Source organism: Serratia sp. CY52157, assembly GCF_052168495.1.
In the GTDB taxonomy this organism is placed as follows: Bacteria; Pseudomonadota; Gammaproteobacteria; order Enterobacterales; family Enterobacteriaceae; genus Serratia; species Serratia ureilytica.
In genome coordinates, this window is the sequence record NZ_JBJNMO010000003.1 from 36,971 (window position 1) to 53,971 (window position 17,001).

Below are 17,001 nucleotides of genomic sequence, written 5' to 3' on the forward strand. Positions count from 1 at the left end.
CATAACCCAGGTGCTATTTTAAAATGAATTGAGATATCGTTATTTTTTTATGTAATTGTTAATGCACGGGCTATTGCTCGCCCGCGGGCAATAGGTTAACCACTGTTCGTCCTTCTCGGCATCCTCATTGCGAATGTTGTCATAGTAATAGACATCCGCCCGGTATTGGCAGTCGAAGCCGGCTTGCCGTATCTCTCGCTTAATATTTGCCAGCTCGCCGCTGCCTAACCGCATGGTGTAAATTTGGCAATTTTGCTCATTGCCCAACGGATAAACGCTGATGCGCGTGCTGTTTTGGTAAAGCACAATCGCGGCAAACGGCACTAAACAAGCGGCCATGATCATAATTAAGCGCTGTACCGAGCGGCGAAAGTTCGGCGTTCTTGCCGGCGGCGGCGTTGACGCTATTTCGGTTTCGCTATAATCATTATTATTAATCTCACTGGCTTTTATATCCATCTGTTGAATGCTTGCGGCATTAAATTTAAACCCCTGGCGGGGGTAGGTCACAATAATATCTTCTACGCCGAACTGCGCCAATGACTTACGCAGGCCGGAAACGTAATTATTCAGGTTGTTATTGGAGGCTTTGAGCCCATGCTCAACCCAGACATCATTAAGCAACCTCTCTCGCAGCAGCAGCTTATCATTATTTCGAATAAACAACGAAAGCAATCTGCCGGTCGGTTTAAGTAAAGCTATTTTATTGCTGGCATTATCAATATGCGACAGCGTGCCCTCATCCTCATTAAAGAGGATGTCTTCATTTATGATAAAAATCATTTCATTTACCCATCAACTTTCCTGTCGAGGGATTATTCTGAGACCTGATGCGCCTTTTTTCAATCCTTCACGCTGTGTGTAAATAGGATTTTTCTCTCTATCCGTATAATTGACATGAAATGTTTATCTTCTTACAAGTTTTTTTAAATAAATATTGATAATTAAATTCTATTTTTTAGTGTTAAAATCTATTTAATTATTATTTAATCGATAATAATCCTGTGTTTTTGTATTTTTTCGACATAACATTTCAAAATCAGATCGGGGGGTGTAAATTTGTTCCCACTGATACGGAGCGCAAAAACGCTATGTATTAGCCACGAATACAACGCTCAGGAATAAAGCTGCGGCATTGCATGCGTGACTTACGGATTTAATTTACTCCACTACTTACTAAGGAATGTAAGGGATTTATATGAAACTGAATAAAATTATGCTGGCCGCCGTTATGGCATTGGGTGTTTCTTCTCTGGCGCACGCTGCTGACCAGGGTCACGGTAAAGTGACCTTCAGCGGTTCTATCATTGACGCTCCTTGCTCAATCGCGCCTGAATCTCTGGATCAGACCGTTGAACTGGGTGCAATCTCTAACGTGGCGCTGAAAAACGGCGGTAAATCCACCCCGCGCAACTTCCAGATCAAGCTGGAAAACTGTGAGCTGACCACCAAGAATCCAGGCAAAAACAACACCGTTGCGCTGACCTTCTCCGGTTCCGCTTCTGAAGCCGACAGCAAACTGCTGGGCATCACCGGTACCGCTAAAGGCGCCGGCATCGCCATCACCGACGGCGCAGGTACCAACATCGAGCTGGGCAAACCTTCTAAAGCGCGTGAGCTGCAAAGCGGTGCCAACACCCTGAGCTTCGCCGCTTACCTGCAGGGCAGCTCGGCTTCCACCGCCGTGATCGTCCCGGGTGAGTTCCAGTCTGTAGCCGACTTTACCCTGGCTTACCAGTAAGTCGTTACCTGACGAAATACGTGTGATTATCGGGCATGCGGGGCAACCCGCATGCCATTTTCAAAGCAGCATGATTTCACCAGGGAATGGCAATGAACGAAAAAATAAAAGAAATAGGGGCTTTTTGCCTATTGCTGGCGCCATTTTTCATTTCCCAGCAGGCAATGTCTGCCGTGCAGGGCGAAGGGCGCGTCAATATGCAAGGGGCTATTATTGACACCGCCTGTGCAATAGCAACGGAAAGCCGAGAGCAAATTATCGATATGGATATTATGCCTGTCTCAGATATTGCGCGCGACGGCAGAGGTCGAACGGTGCCATTCAGTATTGAGTTGGTTAATTGCGTGCTCGAACGCGCCGATAAAAACTTACCGGACTGGAAACAGTTTCGCATTACGTTTGACGGCAATAGCGATGGTGAAATGTTTGGCATTAGCGGTAATGCCTCCGGTATTGCGCTGAAAATTACCGATGCCGACGGCAATATTGCCACGCCAGGGAAATCTCTTCCGTCGGTAAATATATTGCCGGGGAATTACCGTCTGAATTACGCCATGACGTTAATCAGTAACCAGCGGCCATTGAAGGCCGGGGACTATTTCTCATCAGTGCGCTTCAAAATGGATTATTACTGAGCCGGCTGATGAGTCAGGGAAATCAATAAATTAAAAGGTCTTGGAAATGATGTTTTTACCTGCCGGGAAACCGTTTCGTTTGCATATTCTCAGCGCCTGCGTGGCGCTGGTGCTGGGCAGCTTGGCGAGCAAAGCCGGCGCGGTGGAAGACATCCAGTTCAATACCGACGTGCTCGACGTGAACGATCGCAAAAACATCGATCTGAGCCAGTTCTCGCGCGGCGGCTACATTATGCCCGGCCAGTACGGCATGGTGGTGCACGTCAATAAAATCGATTTGCCGGAACAGCCGGTGGCGTTTTACGCACCGGACGACGACGCCGGCGGCAGCCGCGCCTGCTTATCGCCAGAATTGGTGGCGCAGCTGGGTATCAGGGATGAGGCGCTGAAAAAGTTAACCTGGTGGCGCGAAGGCGCCTGTCTGGACGAGGCCAGCCTGCCGGGCATGGAGGTGCGGGGGGAGTTGGCTACGTCGGCGCTGTATCTGAGCATCCCCCAGGCTTATCTGGACTACGTTTCGGAGGACTGGGATCCGCCTTCGCGCTGGGACGAAGGTGTCCCCGGCGTGCTGCTTGATTACAACATTAACGCTCAGACCCAGCATCAGCTGCAGGCCGGCACGCGTGGTTACAGCGTCAGCGGCAACGGCACGGCGGGCGCCAACCTGGGGGCCTGGCGGCTGCGCGCCGACTGGCAAGGGAACCTGAACCACCAGACCGGCTCAGGGCAGTCAACCGATAAGCAACTGGACTGGAGCCGCTACTACGCCTACCGGGCGATCCCGGCGCTGCGATCCAAGCTGACGCTGGGCGAGGACTACCTGGATTCCGGGTTGTTCGACAGCTTTCGCTTCGGCGGCGTGAGCCTGCGCTCCGACGACAACATGCTGCCGCCGAACCTGCGCGGTTATGCGCCGGAAGTCAGCGGAGTGGCGAAGAGCAACGCCAAGGTGACCGTGAGCCAGCAGGGGCGGGTGCTGTATGAGACCACCGTCGCCGCCGGGCCGTTTCGTATTCAGGATCTGAACGATGCGGTTTCGGGCGACCTGGATGTGCGGGTGGAGGAACAGGACGGCAGTGTGCAGGAGTTCAAAATGAGCACCGCCAGCATTCCGTACCTGACGCGCCCCGGTTCGCTGCGTTACAAGCTGGCGGCGGGCAAGCCGTCGGATATGGATCACCGCTACCAGGGGCCGATGTTTGGCACCGGCGAATTCTCCTGGGGGGTGAGCAACGGGTGGTCGCTGTTCGGCGGGGCGCTGCTGGGCGGGGATTACAACGCGGCGGCGCTGGGTATCGGCCGCGATTTGATGCTGCTGGGCGCGCTGTCGTTCGACGTCACCCAGTCGCGCGCCAAACTGCCGTATAACGGCGAGACGCTGAGCGGCGGTTCTTACCGCCTCAGCTACTCGAAAAGCTTCGACGAGCTGGACAGCCAGGTGACCTTTGCCGGCTACCGCTTTTCCGAGCAGAACTTTATGAGCATGAGCGAGTACCTGGATGCGCGCCAATACGGGCAGCGGTTCGGCAACAGCAAGGAGATGTACACCATCACCTACAACCAGCAGCTGCGTGATATCGGGTTGAGCGCGTATCTCAACGTTAGCCACCAGACCTACTGGGATCGGCCGGCCAACGATCGCTACAGCCTGACGATGTCGCGCTATTTTGACCTTGGGGATTATAAAAACCTGAGTCTGTCGCTGTCGGCGTACCGCAACCGCTACAACGAGACCAACGACGACGGCATGTATCTGTCGCTGTCGCTGCCGTGGGGCAACGGCGCCACGCTGAGCTACAACGCCACGCTCAACCGTGACGACAGCACCCACCGGGTGGGGTACTACGATCGCATCGACGATCGCAGCAACTACCAGATTAGCGCCGGCGGTTCACGCAGCGGCGCCAACCTGAGCGGCTACTACAACCGCGATGGCGATCTGGCGCGGATGAGCGCCAACGCCAGCTACCAGCAGGACCGGTACAGCGCCATCGGCGGTTCGCTGCAGGGCGGGATGACGTTGACCGCCGAAGGCGGGGCGCTGCACCGCAGCAACATGGCCGGCGGGACCCGGCTGCTGCTGGATACCGAAGGGGTAGCCGGGGTGCCGGTGCGCGGCTACGGCAGCACGATGGCGACCAACCGCTGGGGCAAGGCGGTCGTGGTAGACGTCAACAGCTACTACCGCAACAAGGCCAGCATCGATCTGGACAAGCTTGGCGATAACGCCGAGGCCACCACTTCGGTGGTGCAGGCGACGCTGACCGAAGGCGCCATCGGTTACCGCAAGTTTGCGGTGATCGCCGGGGAGAAGGCGATGGCCGTGATCAAGCTGGCGGACGGCGGCGAGCCGCCGTTCGGCGCCACGGTGCTGAACGCGCGTAAACAAGAGACCGGCATCGTCAACGACGGCGGCAGCGTTTACCTGAGCGGCATCAACGCCGGCGATCGCATGACGGTGCGCTGGAACGGCGCCGAACAGTGCGAAGTGCAGATGCCGACGCCGCTGCCGGCCGAGATGCTGACCGCCAATTTACTGCTGCCGTGCCGGGCATTAAGCGCCGGTACGGGCGGCGACGAACACTGAATTAAGGAGTTTTTATGATGAGCAAACGTAACGCTATCGGCCTGCTGGCCACCACTTCGCTGCTGGCCGGCGCGCTGGCGCCAACCGCGCAGGCGGCCATTGCGCTGGATCGCACCCGGGTGATTTTCGACGGCGGCGTGCAGTCGGTGAGCCTGAGCGTGAGCAACCAGAACAAACAGCTGCCGTACCTGGCGCAGGGCTGGCTGGAAGACGAACAGGGCAACAAGATCCAGAGCCCGCTGACGGTATTGCCGCCGGTGCAGCGCATTGAGCCGGGCAAACCGAGCCAGGTGAAGATCCAGGCGCTGCCGGCGGCGAAGATGCTGCCGCAGGACCGCGAGACGCTGTACTACTTCAACCTGCGCGAGATCCCGCCGAAGAGCAATAAGCCGAACTCGCTGCAAATCGCGCTGCAGACGCGCATCAAGCTGTTCTACCGCCCGGCGGCGATCGCGCCGGAGCGCAACGCCGCGCCGTGGCAGGAGCAGCTGACGCTGAGCAAGCAGGGCGACAAGTATGTGGTCAACAACCCGACGCCGTACTACGTCACTCTGGTTGACGCCGCCAGCCGCAAGGGCATTGAAGGCGCCAAAGGGTTTGAACCGCTGATGGTGCCGCCGAAGGGCAGCCTGCCGCTGACGGTGAGCGCAGGCAGCGTGGGGAACAGCCCGGTGCTGACCTATATCAACGATTACGGCGGCCGCCCACAGTTGAGCTTCAGCTGTGCGGGTGCGGTCTGCAAAGTGGTGCCGGAGAAGAAAGCGTCTTAGTGCCGGGCCGCAACGCATCACCGCCAGCGGTAATCAGACAGGCAAAGGGATATGCTGAAGGGGAGAACGGGCTGGTTTTCCATCGCCGTTTTCGATTAACGAAAGGATAATTGAATTTTTATTTATACCAGTGATTACCCTATGTTAAAACGGATGGCTTTTCCTTTTTTTATTTATTTTTATTCCGTTAATGTTTTTTCCGCCGCGTGGGAAATGAAAACGGAATATCGGCCGATAAATGCGACTTACGGCCATTTTGTTGCAAAAATTATTGCCTGGGATACGGAGGACAAAACCCCTAATCCATTATATGGTTGTAATTCTGGTCAGGAATATTGCTATCTTGCATTTGTTAATGGTAACACCCCATTTATGAATAAAGTGTATTTTTCAGGTGTTACAACCAGTAAAACATTGGGTGAACTGGGTAAAAAATTTATCCAGAATGGGTTACTCAATCGGGAGTATCGTAGTAAAGATTATGACTACCCGAATCAACCGCATTGCATTTACTTTGGTTATAACACCCCTACAGGTAATAGCTCATGGGGGGTAATTAGGTTTCCCGGCGGCGAACAGTGCCGGGTGCCGGAGATCGTACCCAACGTGTGTGAGTTACGTGAGCCGCTGGTGGAGTTGGATCATGGCATGCTGCGGGCCGAAGTGATTAACGGCAGTACGGCTGAAGCGCAATTGACGGTGGCCTGCACGTTTAATTTCAAAGTAAGAATTATGAGTTCAGATCGGTCTGGAACGGTTTATTTTAACGATAAAAAACAGTTTCGCAGCGAATTGAAATTAGACGGCGTCAATGTGGGGGATGGCTTGTTGATTACCGCGACGCCGGCCGGAAAAACCTTAACGCTGACATCAACGCTTGCGGGATATGACGGCAGCGTGGGGGAGTTTCAGGGGGCGAAAAGCATCATCATTTCGTTACCGTGATTATTAATGATGCTTTAGGCTTTTTACGAAAATAAGTTAATGATTCGCGGTGTGCAAAAGGGGTGCATGCTTGTAGGGCGTGATATATCGATTGATAGGGAGATAAATAAAGTGAATATCGCATCGAATATAGCCTACATGTTTTTTCTGACAATGATGGCTTGCTTACTGACGAACATGCCGGCTTGGGCCGCCACCACGGTATCGGTCAGGGTGACCGTGCTGGCGCCGCTGCCTTGCGTGATCAACGGCAATCAGCCGATCGAGGTGAATTTCGGCGATGAGGTGATGACGACGCGCGTCGATGGCGAAAATTATCGCACGCTCGTCGACTATTCGGTGACCTGCAACAAACCGGAAAAGAACGGCATGCGGCTGTTGATTGCCGGCACCGGAGCGGGGTTCGACGGCAAGCTGCTCCAGACTAACGTCGGCGGCTTGGGCATTGCGTTTTTAAACAACGGTGCGCGTATCGCGTTGAACAGTTGGCAGAATTTCACCTTTCCCGTTTTGCCGAAGCTGGAGGCGGTGCCCGTGAAGCAGGCGAACGCTACGCTGCCGACGGGGGAGTTTACGGCCTCCGCCACGTTGCGTGTCGATTATCAATGAACCGGGAGACGAACATGAAACAGGGCGTTGCCGTGATGCTGTTGTGTGCTAGTAGCCTGGTCGGCCATTCCGTTCAGGCGGCCGAAGAGGTCGCCATGCACCTGAAAGGGACGCTGCGCGTGCCGCCGCCCTGCCGCATTAACGACGGCGGTGTGATCGAAGTGGATTTTGGCCAGCGCGTCGGTATCAACAAAGTCGATGGCGTCAATTACCGGCAGGCGGTGAATTACCGCATCCAATGTGATTTGCCCGGTGCCCTGCCGTGGGAGCTGACGTTGACCTTTAAGGGCAACGCTGCGTCCTTTGATAACGCCGCGTTGCAAACCGATAACGGCAACCTCGGTATCCGCTTGTACCGGGATGACAAACCGTTCGCCCCGAACAGCAGCATCAAAATCGATCCGGCGAATCCGCCGCGTTTGGAAGCGGTGCCGGTTGCCAAAGCGGGCGTGCCATTGAAAGAAGGCGCGTTCGCCGCCACGGCGACGCTGCAGGCGAATTACCTTTGAGCCCACGCTCGGCGGCCGGGAGAAAGAAGAGGAAAAATGCATGGAGAGGATAAGTAAAACGGCGATGTGGCGAGGCGTTATCGGCGTGGGGTTGCTGATCGGCGCGAGCGGGTGTTGGGCCGCAGCTGACAATATGCATTTCAGCGGCGCATTGGTCGCCGAGCCTTGCACGCTGCGGCCGGGTGATGAGGATATCCGCCTGGATTTCGGTACGGTGATCGATAAGTACCTGTATACCTATGGCCGTACTCCCGGCAAGGCGTTCAGTCTGGTGCTGCAGGATTGTGACATCAGCCTGGGCAACACGGTGAAGGTGACCTTCAGCGGCGCTGAAAGCGGTGCGCTGCCAGGTCTGCTGAAGCCGGATGGCGGCAGCCAGGCGACGGGCATCGCCTTGGGGTTGGAAACGATGGCGGGGGCGCCGCTGGCGCTGAATAAGCCGAGTGAGGGATACGTCATCGGCAAAGGCAGCAACAGTTTACAACTGCAGGTGTACGTTCGGGGCGAACCAGAGGCGATAGCGCAAAAGAGCATCGGTCTGGGGGCGTTTTCGTCTGTCGCGACTTTCGGCCTGGAATATGAGTAAGCGTGTTTAGCGTGACGGCAAACGGCCCTAAGCGCCCATTTTATCAGGAGAGAACTATGACAGGGAAACAGACGGTGCGTGACTGGGCATACCTGCGCGGTGAACTGGGCTATTACGCCTCGTTGGGCGGCCTGGCGCTGATGGCGCCGCTCAGCCTGGCGGCCATGATGTGGCTGCTGCCGGCGGCGCAGGCCGTCGATAACTGGGAAGTGGATGGCGCTAACGGCGTGCTTTATGTCAGGGGGGCATTGACCGAAAGCGCCTGCCGGCTGGAGATGGACAGCCTGCGGCAGGAAGTCTGGCTGGGTGAGGTAGCGACCGGGTCATTGACGCAAACCGGCGATCGCGGCGCGGCGGTAAGCTTTGCGCTGCGGTTGCGCGACTGCCTGCGCAGCCCGGCGGCGAACCGGGATGAACGCACCGGTGCGCTGAGCTGGGCAGCGGATCAGCCGGCGGTGCGGGTGAGCTTCCGTGCACCGGCCGATGCGGACAGCCCGCAGTTGGTGAAAGCGCAGGGCGTGAGCGGTATGGGGCTGCGCCTGCTGGATGCCCAGGGCGAAGACATTCGCTTGGGCAGCCGCGGCAAGCCGCTGTGGCTGACGCCGGGCAGCAACGTGTTGAACTACAGCGTGATGGCGGAACGTACCGGCGCGCCTCTGCGGGCGGGGAGTTTTGATGCCGTGGTGGATTTTAGCTTGAGTTATGACTAATTGGGGGAGGCGTGCGCGTGAAACGGCGATCTTTGCCCGAATCTTGCAGAAGCTATGGCGTGTTGGCATTGACGGTTCTGGCCGAGGTGCTCTGTGTCTCACCAGGATTGGCGTCGACGACCCCAATCTCTATCTCCGGCACGATCACCAGCAAACCGCAGTGTGTGGTGAACAACAATCAAACCCTCCGCGTAGAGTTTGGCGATGATCTTGTGACCACTAAAGTCAATGGCAGCAACTATCTTCGTACGATCGATTATACGCTGGAGTGCAAAAACAACAGCAGAAATACCATGAAGATGAAAGTGGTGGGCGCTGCTGCTGCGTTCAACAGCAGTGCGATTCAAAGTAGCAAAGGCAACCTGGCGATTGCACTGCGGGCCAACGGTGTGCCGCTGATCATTGGCAGTTGGCTTAATTTTACCTACCCGAATAAGCCTGTGTTACAGGCGGTGCCTGTGAAAGGCAGCGGCGCTCTGACCGTCGGTTTTTTTAGCGCGGGAGCGACGCTGATGGTGGATTATCAATGAAGATAAACGTTGGAAAAACGTGGGCCTTGCTGGCTTGTAGCCTGTTTCTGCCCGCATTGCAGGGATGGGCGGCAGACAACGAGGCGGGCCTGTCGTTCAGCGGCACGCTGAACGAACCGCCGTCATGCGTGATCAATAACGGCCAGCGAATCGAGGTGGATTTTGGTCAGAGGGTCGGGATCGGTAAAGTGGATGGGAGGAATTATCTGCAAACCGTCAATTACCGGATCGAGTGTGAGCCGGGTGGCAATGGGCAGGCGCTGGGATTAACAATGGTAGCCACCGCCAGTGGGTTCGATAACGCTGCCGTGCCGACCAACGTTCCCGATCTGGCTGTGCGTCTGTTGTTGGCGGGGAATGCTTTCGTTCTGAATAAACGTGTGGCGATAGATGCTGCCAATCCGCCGACGTTGCAAGCCGTGCCGATCAAACGACAGGGAGCCGGATTAACGCCGCAGGCGTTTAGTGCCCAGGCGACGCTGCTGGCGGATTATCAGTAATACACCGGTTATTTTTAGATAGTTTTGTGCCCGGAGTGAAAATGCCAATGGCTGAAAAGACTGAATTAACGATGCACAAAATGGGTATTAAAAAATGAAAAAGTTATTTCTTGGTCTTTTGGTTTTATTCTTCCACCCAAGCTATGCAGGAATTAATGTTGACTGGAAATTAGATAGCGGAGGGAGTGTATTGCGGTTTACTATTTTGTCCGCAGATTTCTCTGGCGCTCCGAGAGATTGGGATCTTGAATGTGGGGGCATTCTTTCTCGACCGCAATGCAAAATAACAATGTCGCCTGGTGGTTTCGCTGCCCCTGTATATTCATTTGATTTGCCTCAAAAAAATAAGCAAAAAGCGAGTGCGTTGGTTGCTTATTGGGCTTCTAATTTACCGAAAACCGGTGCGATATTAGATTGGGATAAGTGGGTAAAGCAGAACGGTGGTAAATCGCCCTGTATTGTTTTTAATGTTGGCACCAATAATACCGGATGGTTCGCTGATTCTTGCTCTGGTAGCGTTACTGAGCCACCCACCATTGATCCGCCAAAACCGCCGGTATCATGCTCTATGAGCGGCAATATTGATTTGCGCCACGGTTCTCTCGCCGATAGCGAAGTAACCGGCAATCGTGCCGAGAGCACGGCCTATGTTTATTGCTCCGGGGCCGCCAAAGTGAAGGTGCGTGCGCTAGCTTCCGTCGGCAGCGACAGCTACACCGTCAATTTGCGCGCTGACGGCAGCCTGAAATCGATGTTGAGCGTCAATGGGGTTGTGGGTAACGCCGGGGTGACGCTGGATGTACCGGGGGGAGGATGGAAAGCGGCGACCTTCTCCTCTTTACTGATAGCTGCAGGAGCGCCGGCCCCAGGGGATTTTTCCGGTTCGGCGGTGGCGGTCGTCGATGTTCTCTAACATTAAGGCAATAATGCAGAAAAAAACGGTATTTAATGCCGTGGATTAAATAATCCAATGGTGGAAAGTCTATTCCTTAATGAGGTTGCCAAATGAAAGATGTGCTCCCTGCTTGGCCACTATTTTAAATAGCCCTCTCTGAAAAAGGAGGGGCATGAAAAACCATCTAATATCATCGTCGATGACGAGCACCGTTATTTCACCGCCGGGTTGCGGTTAGGCGTTGCGGAATATGTGCAGCAGCATAATAAAGTCGCGTACTTCCTGCCACCGGGCCGCGATGTGTTGAACGACAGCGTTATGGCGGAGTGCACCGACGCGCTTTTACGGGGCAGGAGGGGTTAGCCTCAGTAATGACCGACGAAGGCGACTCCACGACGGTGCCCCGAAATGTAAATGTGAAAATCGCCAGCTCGATAACGGGAAGGAAAGATGAAAAAAATACTCTTTTTATGGTTGTTGTTGCACGTGCCGCAGGCGGCTGCCAGTTGGGTGATCGATGCGCAATACTCGCCGTCTCAAAAGAGATTTATCGTGAAGGTAATTCGGTGGGATGAGTACGATCCTGCGCGGAATCCATTAAAAAATTGCAGGTTTACCAGTACCTGTAAACTGGCTTTTACGTACTCTGACCGCTCACATTATATAGATCCTTTTGGCTACATGGATATGCCAGAGGCGTCAGATCTAAATACGATGGGGGAATTAGCCCAGCTATTTGCACGGAAAGGTTATCTCAATCGGGAAGTTAAATCACAATTCGGCCTATACGAGGAGCCTTGTCTGGGTTTGGCTTATCCGGTATATAGTGCCGGGTCGATCCCTTATGTTCCTTTGCCAGGCGGCGAGTTTGAATGCTTTGCACCACAAATAGATCCAACCTATTGCAGCATTGCCGATGCTTATATCGAGCTGAATCACGGCACGATAAACACTAACTCAGTTAATGGGAGTGTTGCAGCGAAGCAATTTCGCGTTGCCTGCAATAATGCATTTAGCTTGGCTATCATCGCTGTGGATAAAAATGGTTCCGTCTCTCTTGGTGGTGGCATTATCAGCCATCTTAAAATAAATGGTGTCGATATTGGTTCTGGTTATCGAGACCGGATTGGCCCTGAAGGGAAAACCCTCACGCTGACGTCAACATTAAGCGGATACAGAGGCGGTACCGGCGATTTTCAGGGGTATAAGGTCATTATGCTGACTCTTCCCTGATTTATAAGCTTAGGCTTATAAAAATAAGTTAAAAATGCATTGAAACAACGGGTGAAAATGACGGGTGCAATGACGCGGTCAATCGTGTTTCTATTAAATTTTTGATCTAAATAGAATGATGGATAAATTAGGAGGGGATAATGAAACCACTCAATATCGTCATCGATGACGAGAACCGCTATTTCGCCGCCGGCTTGCGGTTAAGCATTGTGAAATATGCACAGCAGCATAATAACGTTGCGCACTTCCTGCCGCCGGGCAGCGATGAACGGCCTGACATCGTGCTGGCCTCCCCGGCCCGGCGCACCCGGCGTTGGGCCGCCTATTCCGGAGCGCATGTCGTCACCATTAAGGAAAAGCAGACCGTTGCTTCCGGGCGCGCGAGCCGGGTGCTGTACCGCACCGACGATCAACAGTGCCTGTTTACGCTGCTGTCTGAGACGTTGGCTAATCCGAAGCCGGTATGTCGATTTCCCACTAAGCTGTTGACTCCCCGTGAGCGGCAGGTTATCGGCTATTTACGGCGCGGGTTGGATCAATCGCAAACCGCCAGGGTGATGGGGGTGAGCGTTAAAACGGTGCACAGCCATAAACGTTCGGTGATGGGCAAACTGATGCTAAATCGCAGCCATGATTTTATTTATTGGTTGTTATCACCGGAGGCAGAGTATTCCTAACCGTGATGGGGGATAATTTAAATTATTCTCATCTGATATCTTCATAACGCTAAAAAATCATGAGTTGTGATTAAAATTCCCCAAGGGAATGTTAAGTGTTTTTTTATTCAATTGCTAAATAACACAAAGGGACAGTTATGAAAACGACAGCGGCTTTACTTATTGGCGCTGGCATCATGATGATGTCTTATGCGCACGCCGGTTTTAACGGCAATCAGAATGTGCAGGGGAATCATGGCAACGCCAGCGGAGCCGGCAATAGCGATTTTGGTCAATGCATCAATGGCCAGGGGAAAAATGGCGGGCAATGTGCAGGTAACACCAATACAGGCGCCAAGCCTAAAGAGAAAGATAAAGGCGAAGTCATGAATGCGATCTGTGAATCACCGTTTATGAAGAAGTACTTGCCGCTATGTCAGTAATATTGATTTTAAAATGACAAGCAGGGTTATCCTCCCTGCTTTTTTTGTGACTATTGATTAAATAGCCTGTTGTTCCGACTCAAAGCATCAGTTCGGTGAATTATTATCGTTGGCAGTGATGGTAGCTGTGCGTAATTTACGTTGGGTATTATCTACACCAAGGGAAAGGTGAAGTGGATTTGTTTTATTTTGCGATATTCTTGTTCTGTTTAAGCATCTATTCATTCTACAAACATGCGCAGCGGATGAAGAAAAGGCAGTTGTCTATCCAAGACTACGGCCATTCTTCCTGGTGGTTGGCATTACTACGTCATCATTGACGCTGCTGCACATTGTATGAGGTAGCGTTTTTTACCAGAGAGTGAGTATCCGCCTCAACGAAATTGGGCATTACTCGCCTGGCGAGGCCACTTTCACGCCTAATGCCGAGAATGCGGCAATTCGCTTACCCTTGGAGCCAACGTTTTTGGGGGGATGCAAGCAGAGAAGGGAGCATTCGGCCTGTGTCGCCGGCCCGCAGGGTGAGGCCTTTGGCCGAATAATCGAACGTAGTTCGATGGAGAGTCCGTACCCCAGAAAGCGAAAAACCCGCCATAGGCGGGTTCTTCTAAATAGGGCGACCGGACTCGGACAACCGGCGCTGGCGCCGTGTTGAACAGCGCTTTAGCGCTGGCCCGCAGGGTGAGGCCCTTGGCCGAATAATCGAACGCAGTTCGATGGAGAGTCCAGTCCCTGAAAAGCAAAAACCCAGCCATAGGCTGGGTTCTCTAAATATGGTGCCCGGACTCGGAATCGAACCAAGGACACGGGGATTTTCAATCCCCTGCTCTACCGACTGAGCTATCCGGGCAACGGGCAGCATTAAACCGTATTGGCCGAAAGCCGTCAACGGCTTTATGCGTGAAATACGCGAAAATGCCTCCGGTTGCTGGCTTTTCAGGCAAAGGGCGCAAAAAATGCGCCTGTTGGGGCTATCGCCTCGGGTTGGTGGCGCTGCCAACCCTGCCGATTCAGCTCAACGCCCCGTTGCGGCGGCACTGCGCCACCTGCAAGATGTCTTCCGCCAGCCGTTTGGCGACCGATACGTCCTGGAGCTGGCGTTTTACCAGCAGTTTGCTCAGACAGCCTTCCTGAATCAGCTCCATTTGCTGCGCCACCATGTCGGCGTCGTCGGCATCCATGTCGCGCAGTAGCTCGCGGGTCAGCTCCAGCGAGGTCAGCTTCTGTTGCTCAGCCAGTTGGTGGATCGGATGATCCGTTTCCGGGAAGAAGCTGCAGGCGGCGATAAACAGGCAGCCGGGGTAGCGGTCTTGCTGCACGTATTCCGCCAGCACGTCATAGCGCGCCAGCAGTTTTTGCTGCGGGCTCAGGCTTTCGTCCAGCAGCAGCTGGCGGCGCCAGGTGTCGATCTGCTGGCCGTGGTAGCGCAGGCAGTCGTACAGCAGCGCTTCGCGATCCGGCCAGAACCGTTTGAGATCGCCGGGCTGAACGTCGAGTTTTTCCGCCAGCATCTCTAATGTGGCGGTCGCCAGACCCTGTTGTTCCAACAGGCCCAGCGCGGTATCAAGGACGTGTTCACGTTGCACTTGTGCTTCCTCCCATTCGCTTCCGATCTTCAGTGTCAGTTATCGCATCACTTTCTGCAAATGCGCGTTGAAGGCTTCTGCCTTCATAAAACCGGTGACACGCTCGGCCGTCAGCTCGCGGCCCGCCGGATCGAAGAACAGGATCGTCGGCAGCCCCAGCACCTGCAGGTGCTTCAGCAGCGCCGCCTGTTCCGCACCGTTGGCGGTCACATCCGCCTGCAGCAGCACCGCGTTGGCCAGGCTTGCCTGCACTGCCGCATCGCTGAAGGTATATTTTTCGAACTCTTTACAGGCCACGCACCAGTCGGCGTACAGATCCAGCATCACCGGCTTGCCCCGCGCCTGTTGCAGCGCGAGATCGAGCTGTGCGACGTTGTTGATGCGGGTAAAGGCCAGGTGCGGCTGAGCCGCCTGCTGCGCCTGGTCGGCGCCGAAAGCCCAGTCCTGCAGCGGCCGTGCGGCGATCACCGCCGCCGCCAGCAACAGCAGTTGCAGGGCGCGCGCCCAGCCGCGCGCGCTTCTCAGGCTCAGGGCGAAGGCCCAGCCGAAGAACGCCAGGCCGAGCAGGCTCCACAGGCGCATGCCCCACAGATCGCCGATCACCCGCTCCAGCAGGAACACCGGCAGCGCCAGAATGACGAAGCCGAAGGCCTCTTTCACGTACTGCATCCACGGGCCGCTGCGCGGTAGCAGGCGGTTGCCGAACAGGGTGACGATCACCAGCGGAATGCCCATCCCCAGCGCGTACAGGTACAGCGTGCCGCCGCCGGCCCACAGATCGCCGCTTTGGGCGATATACAGCAGGATGGCGCTGAGCGGCGCGGTGGTGCAGGGGGAACAGATCAGCCCAGCCAGCGCGCCCATCAGGAATACGCCGGTCAGTGAGCCGCCGCGCTGGGTGTTGCTCCAGTTTGCCAGCCGGGTTTGCAGCGCCGAGGGCAGCTGCAGGGAATAGAGGCCGAACATCGACAGCGCCAGCGCGATGAACAGCGCCGACAGGCCAATCAGCACGTAAGGATGCTGCAGCGCCGCCTGGAACTGCAATCCGGCGGCGGCCACCACCAAGCCCAGCAGGGTGTAGGTGAGCGCCATGCCCTGCACGTAAACCACCGCCAGCGCCAGAATGCGGCCGCTGCTTTGCGGCCGGTCGCGGCCGAGGATGATGCCGGAGATCAGCGGGTACATCGGCAGTACGCAGGGGGTGAAGGCGATGCCGATACCGATCAGCAATGCCCACAGCGGCGAGAACGGCAGGCTGGCCGGTGTTGCGGATTGTTCGGCTGGCTCAGAGGCAGCCGCCGAGAGCGGCGCGGCTGCGGTGGCGCTGACCGCGTCCAGCGGGATGGTTCGGGTTTCCGGCGGGTAGCAGAAGCCGGCCTCGGCGCAGCCCTGATAGGTGACGCTGAGGCTGGCGTTGGCCGCCGCCTGTTGCAGCGGCACCTGCAGATTCAGCTGCTGTTTGAAAATCGCCACTTCGCCGAAGAACTCGTCCTTGTGGTTTAACCCTTCGGGCAGGGTAAAGGCGCCGAGCGTCGCCTGCTGCGGCACCAGTTTGATCTGCTGGCGATACAGGTAATAGCCGGGGCGGATCTGCCAGTTCAGCGTCACCTGCCCGCCTTGCTGTTTGAAATCGAAGGCGAAGGCCTGATCGACGGGCACGAACTGGCTGCCGCCCTTCGGCGCGAACAGAGAAGCCTGCGCCGCCTGCGGCAGGAAGCACAGGCTGCACAGCAGCAAAATCAGTCTAATGAAGCGTTGATCCATAACAGGTAGTCTTTATCTCCGGCCATCACCGGCAAGACCAGCAGCTCAGGCGTCTGGTAAGGGTGATGTTGTTTCAGGGTGTCGAGCAGGGCTTGCTGACGGCGGCGATCGCTTTTGAACAGCATCTGCACTTCGTATTCCTGTTCCAGCTTCCCTTCCCAGTAATACAGCGAGGTGGCGCCGGGCAGCAGCGTGGCGCAGGCCGCCAGCTTATCGCCCAAGACCCGCGCCGCCAGTTCCTGGGCGCTGGCTTCATCGGGTGCGGTACAGAGTATGACGACAGCTTCGCAATCAGACATCTT

At 55.3% G+C, this 17,001-nt stretch carries 19 protein-coding genes and 1 tRNA gene; 15 read left to right on the plus strand and 5 right to left on the minus strand.

From position 1 onward, the window contains the following. Positions 1-39 precede the first annotated feature (39 nt). Entirely contained in the window at positions 40-783 is a 744-nt protein-coding gene (locus tag ACJ8IP_RS13985; protein WP_164107425.1) for a winged helix-turn-helix domain-containing protein, read from the minus strand. A 415-nt stretch (positions 784-1,198) separates the two neighbouring features. Here ACJ8IP_RS13985 and ACJ8IP_RS13990 point away from each other — a divergent pair, with 415 nt between their 5' ends. From ACJ8IP_RS13990 to ACJ8IP_RS14060, 15 genes are all read left to right on the plus strand, one after another. Beyond that, the gene (locus tag ACJ8IP_RS13990) at positions 1,199-1,741 is read left to right on the plus strand and encodes a fimbrial protein (RefSeq protein WP_089192457.1); all 543 of its coding nucleotides are present in this window, start codon (positions 1,199-1,201) and stop codon (positions 1,739-1,741) included. Between the two features lie 92 nt (positions 1,742-1,833). Next, positions 1,834-2,376: a fimbrial protein gene (locus ACJ8IP_RS13995; protein WP_042783494.1), complete on the plus strand. Its 543-nt coding sequence runs from the start codon at positions 1,834-1,836 to the stop codon at positions 2,374-2,376. Between the two features lie 46 nt (positions 2,377-2,422). Then, positions 2,423-4,963, plus strand: coding sequence for an outer membrane usher protein (locus ACJ8IP_RS14000; protein WP_182074671.1), 2,541 nt, complete (start codon positions 2,423-2,425; stop codon positions 4,961-4,963). A 17-nt stretch (positions 4,964-4,980) separates the two neighbouring features. Further along, entirely contained in the window at positions 4,981-5,733 is a 753-nt protein-coding gene (locus ACJ8IP_RS14005) for a fimbria/pilus periplasmic chaperone (protein WP_375546608.1), read from the plus strand. A 141-nt stretch (positions 5,734-5,874) separates the two neighbouring features. Beyond that, positions 5,875-6,678: an MrpH family fimbial adhesin gene (locus ACJ8IP_RS14010; protein WP_108680072.1), complete on the plus strand. Its 804-nt coding sequence runs from the start codon at positions 5,875-5,877 to the stop codon at positions 6,676-6,678. Positions 6,679-6,789: 111 nt separating this feature from the next. After that, entirely contained in the window at positions 6,790-7,287 is a 498-nt protein-coding gene (locus ACJ8IP_RS14015; protein WP_254865012.1) for a fimbrial protein, read from the plus strand. Between the two features lie 14 nt (positions 7,288-7,301). Continuing rightward, positions 7,302-7,796, plus strand: a complete 495-nt coding sequence (locus ACJ8IP_RS14020; RefSeq protein ID WP_042785628.1) for a fimbrial protein — start codon at positions 7,302-7,304, stop codon at positions 7,794-7,796. Positions 7,797-7,836: 40 nt separating this feature from the next. Then, positions 7,837-8,382, plus strand: coding sequence for a fimbrial protein (locus ACJ8IP_RS14025; RefSeq protein ID WP_391567288.1), 546 nt, complete (start codon positions 7,837-7,839; stop codon positions 8,380-8,382). A 56-nt stretch (positions 8,383-8,438) separates the two neighbouring features. After that, positions 8,439-9,092 (plus strand): fimbrial protein, encoded by a 654-nt coding sequence (locus tag ACJ8IP_RS14030; protein ID WP_042783498.1) that lies wholly within the window; start codon positions 8,439-8,441, stop codon positions 9,090-9,092. A gap of 59 nt (positions 9,093-9,151) precedes the next feature. Beyond that, positions 9,152-9,622, plus strand: coding sequence for a fimbrial protein (locus ACJ8IP_RS14035; protein ID WP_234414998.1), 471 nt, complete (start codon positions 9,152-9,154; stop codon positions 9,620-9,622). Beyond that, a complete protein-coding gene (locus tag ACJ8IP_RS14040) occupies positions 9,619-10,122 on the plus strand; it encodes a fimbrial protein (protein ID WP_042783500.1) in 504 nt (167 codons plus the stop codon). The genes ACJ8IP_RS14035 and ACJ8IP_RS14040 overlap by 4 nt, the downstream gene beginning before the upstream one ends. A 94-nt stretch (positions 10,123-10,216) precedes the next feature. Continuing rightward, entirely contained in the window at positions 10,217-11,035 is an 819-nt protein-coding gene (locus ACJ8IP_RS14045) for an MrpH family fimbial adhesin (protein WP_147839159.1), read from the plus strand. 432 nt (positions 11,036-11,467) lie between these two features. Then, positions 11,468-12,250: an MrpH family fimbial adhesin gene (locus ACJ8IP_RS14050; protein ID WP_442524431.1), complete on the plus strand. Its 783-nt coding sequence runs from the start codon at positions 11,468-11,470 to the stop codon at positions 12,248-12,250. A 140-nt stretch (positions 12,251-12,390) separates the two neighbouring features. Beyond that, positions 12,391-12,927, plus strand: coding sequence for a helix-turn-helix transcriptional regulator (locus ACJ8IP_RS14055; protein ID WP_164107433.1), 537 nt, complete (start codon positions 12,391-12,393; stop codon positions 12,925-12,927). Positions 12,928-13,064: 137 nt separating this feature from the next. Next, a complete protein-coding gene (locus ACJ8IP_RS14060) occupies positions 13,065-13,349 on the plus strand; it encodes a hypothetical protein (protein WP_164107435.1) in 285 nt (94 codons plus the stop codon). A gap of 774 nt (positions 13,350-14,123) precedes the next feature. Here the strand turns inward: ACJ8IP_RS14060 and ACJ8IP_RS14065 are convergent. The 4 genes from ACJ8IP_RS14065 to cutA form a co-directional block, all read right to left on the minus strand. Then, positions 14,124-14,199, minus strand: a tRNA-Phe gene (locus tag ACJ8IP_RS14065). A 160-nt stretch (positions 14,200-14,359) separates the two neighbouring features. Then, on the minus strand, positions 14,360-14,935 hold the full coding sequence (gene dicD / locus ACJ8IP_RS14070) for a division control transcriptional repressor DicD (RefSeq protein WP_004929655.1): 576 nt from the start codon (positions 14,933-14,935) through the stop codon (positions 14,360-14,362). Between the two features lie 39 nt (positions 14,936-14,974). Continuing rightward, positions 14,975-16,699: a protein-disulfide reductase DsbD gene (locus ACJ8IP_RS14075; protein ID WP_164106774.1), complete on the minus strand. Its 1,725-nt coding sequence runs from the start codon at positions 16,697-16,699 to the stop codon at positions 14,975-14,977. Beyond that, the gene (cutA, locus tag ACJ8IP_RS14080; protein ID WP_042783505.1) at positions 16,675-16,998 is read right to left on the minus strand and encodes a divalent cation tolerance protein CutA; all 324 of its coding nucleotides are present in this window, start codon (positions 16,996-16,998) and stop codon (positions 16,675-16,677) included. Before cutA ends, ACJ8IP_RS14075 begins: the two co-directional genes overlap by 25 nt. Between the last annotated feature and the right edge of the window lie 3 nt (positions 16,999-17,001).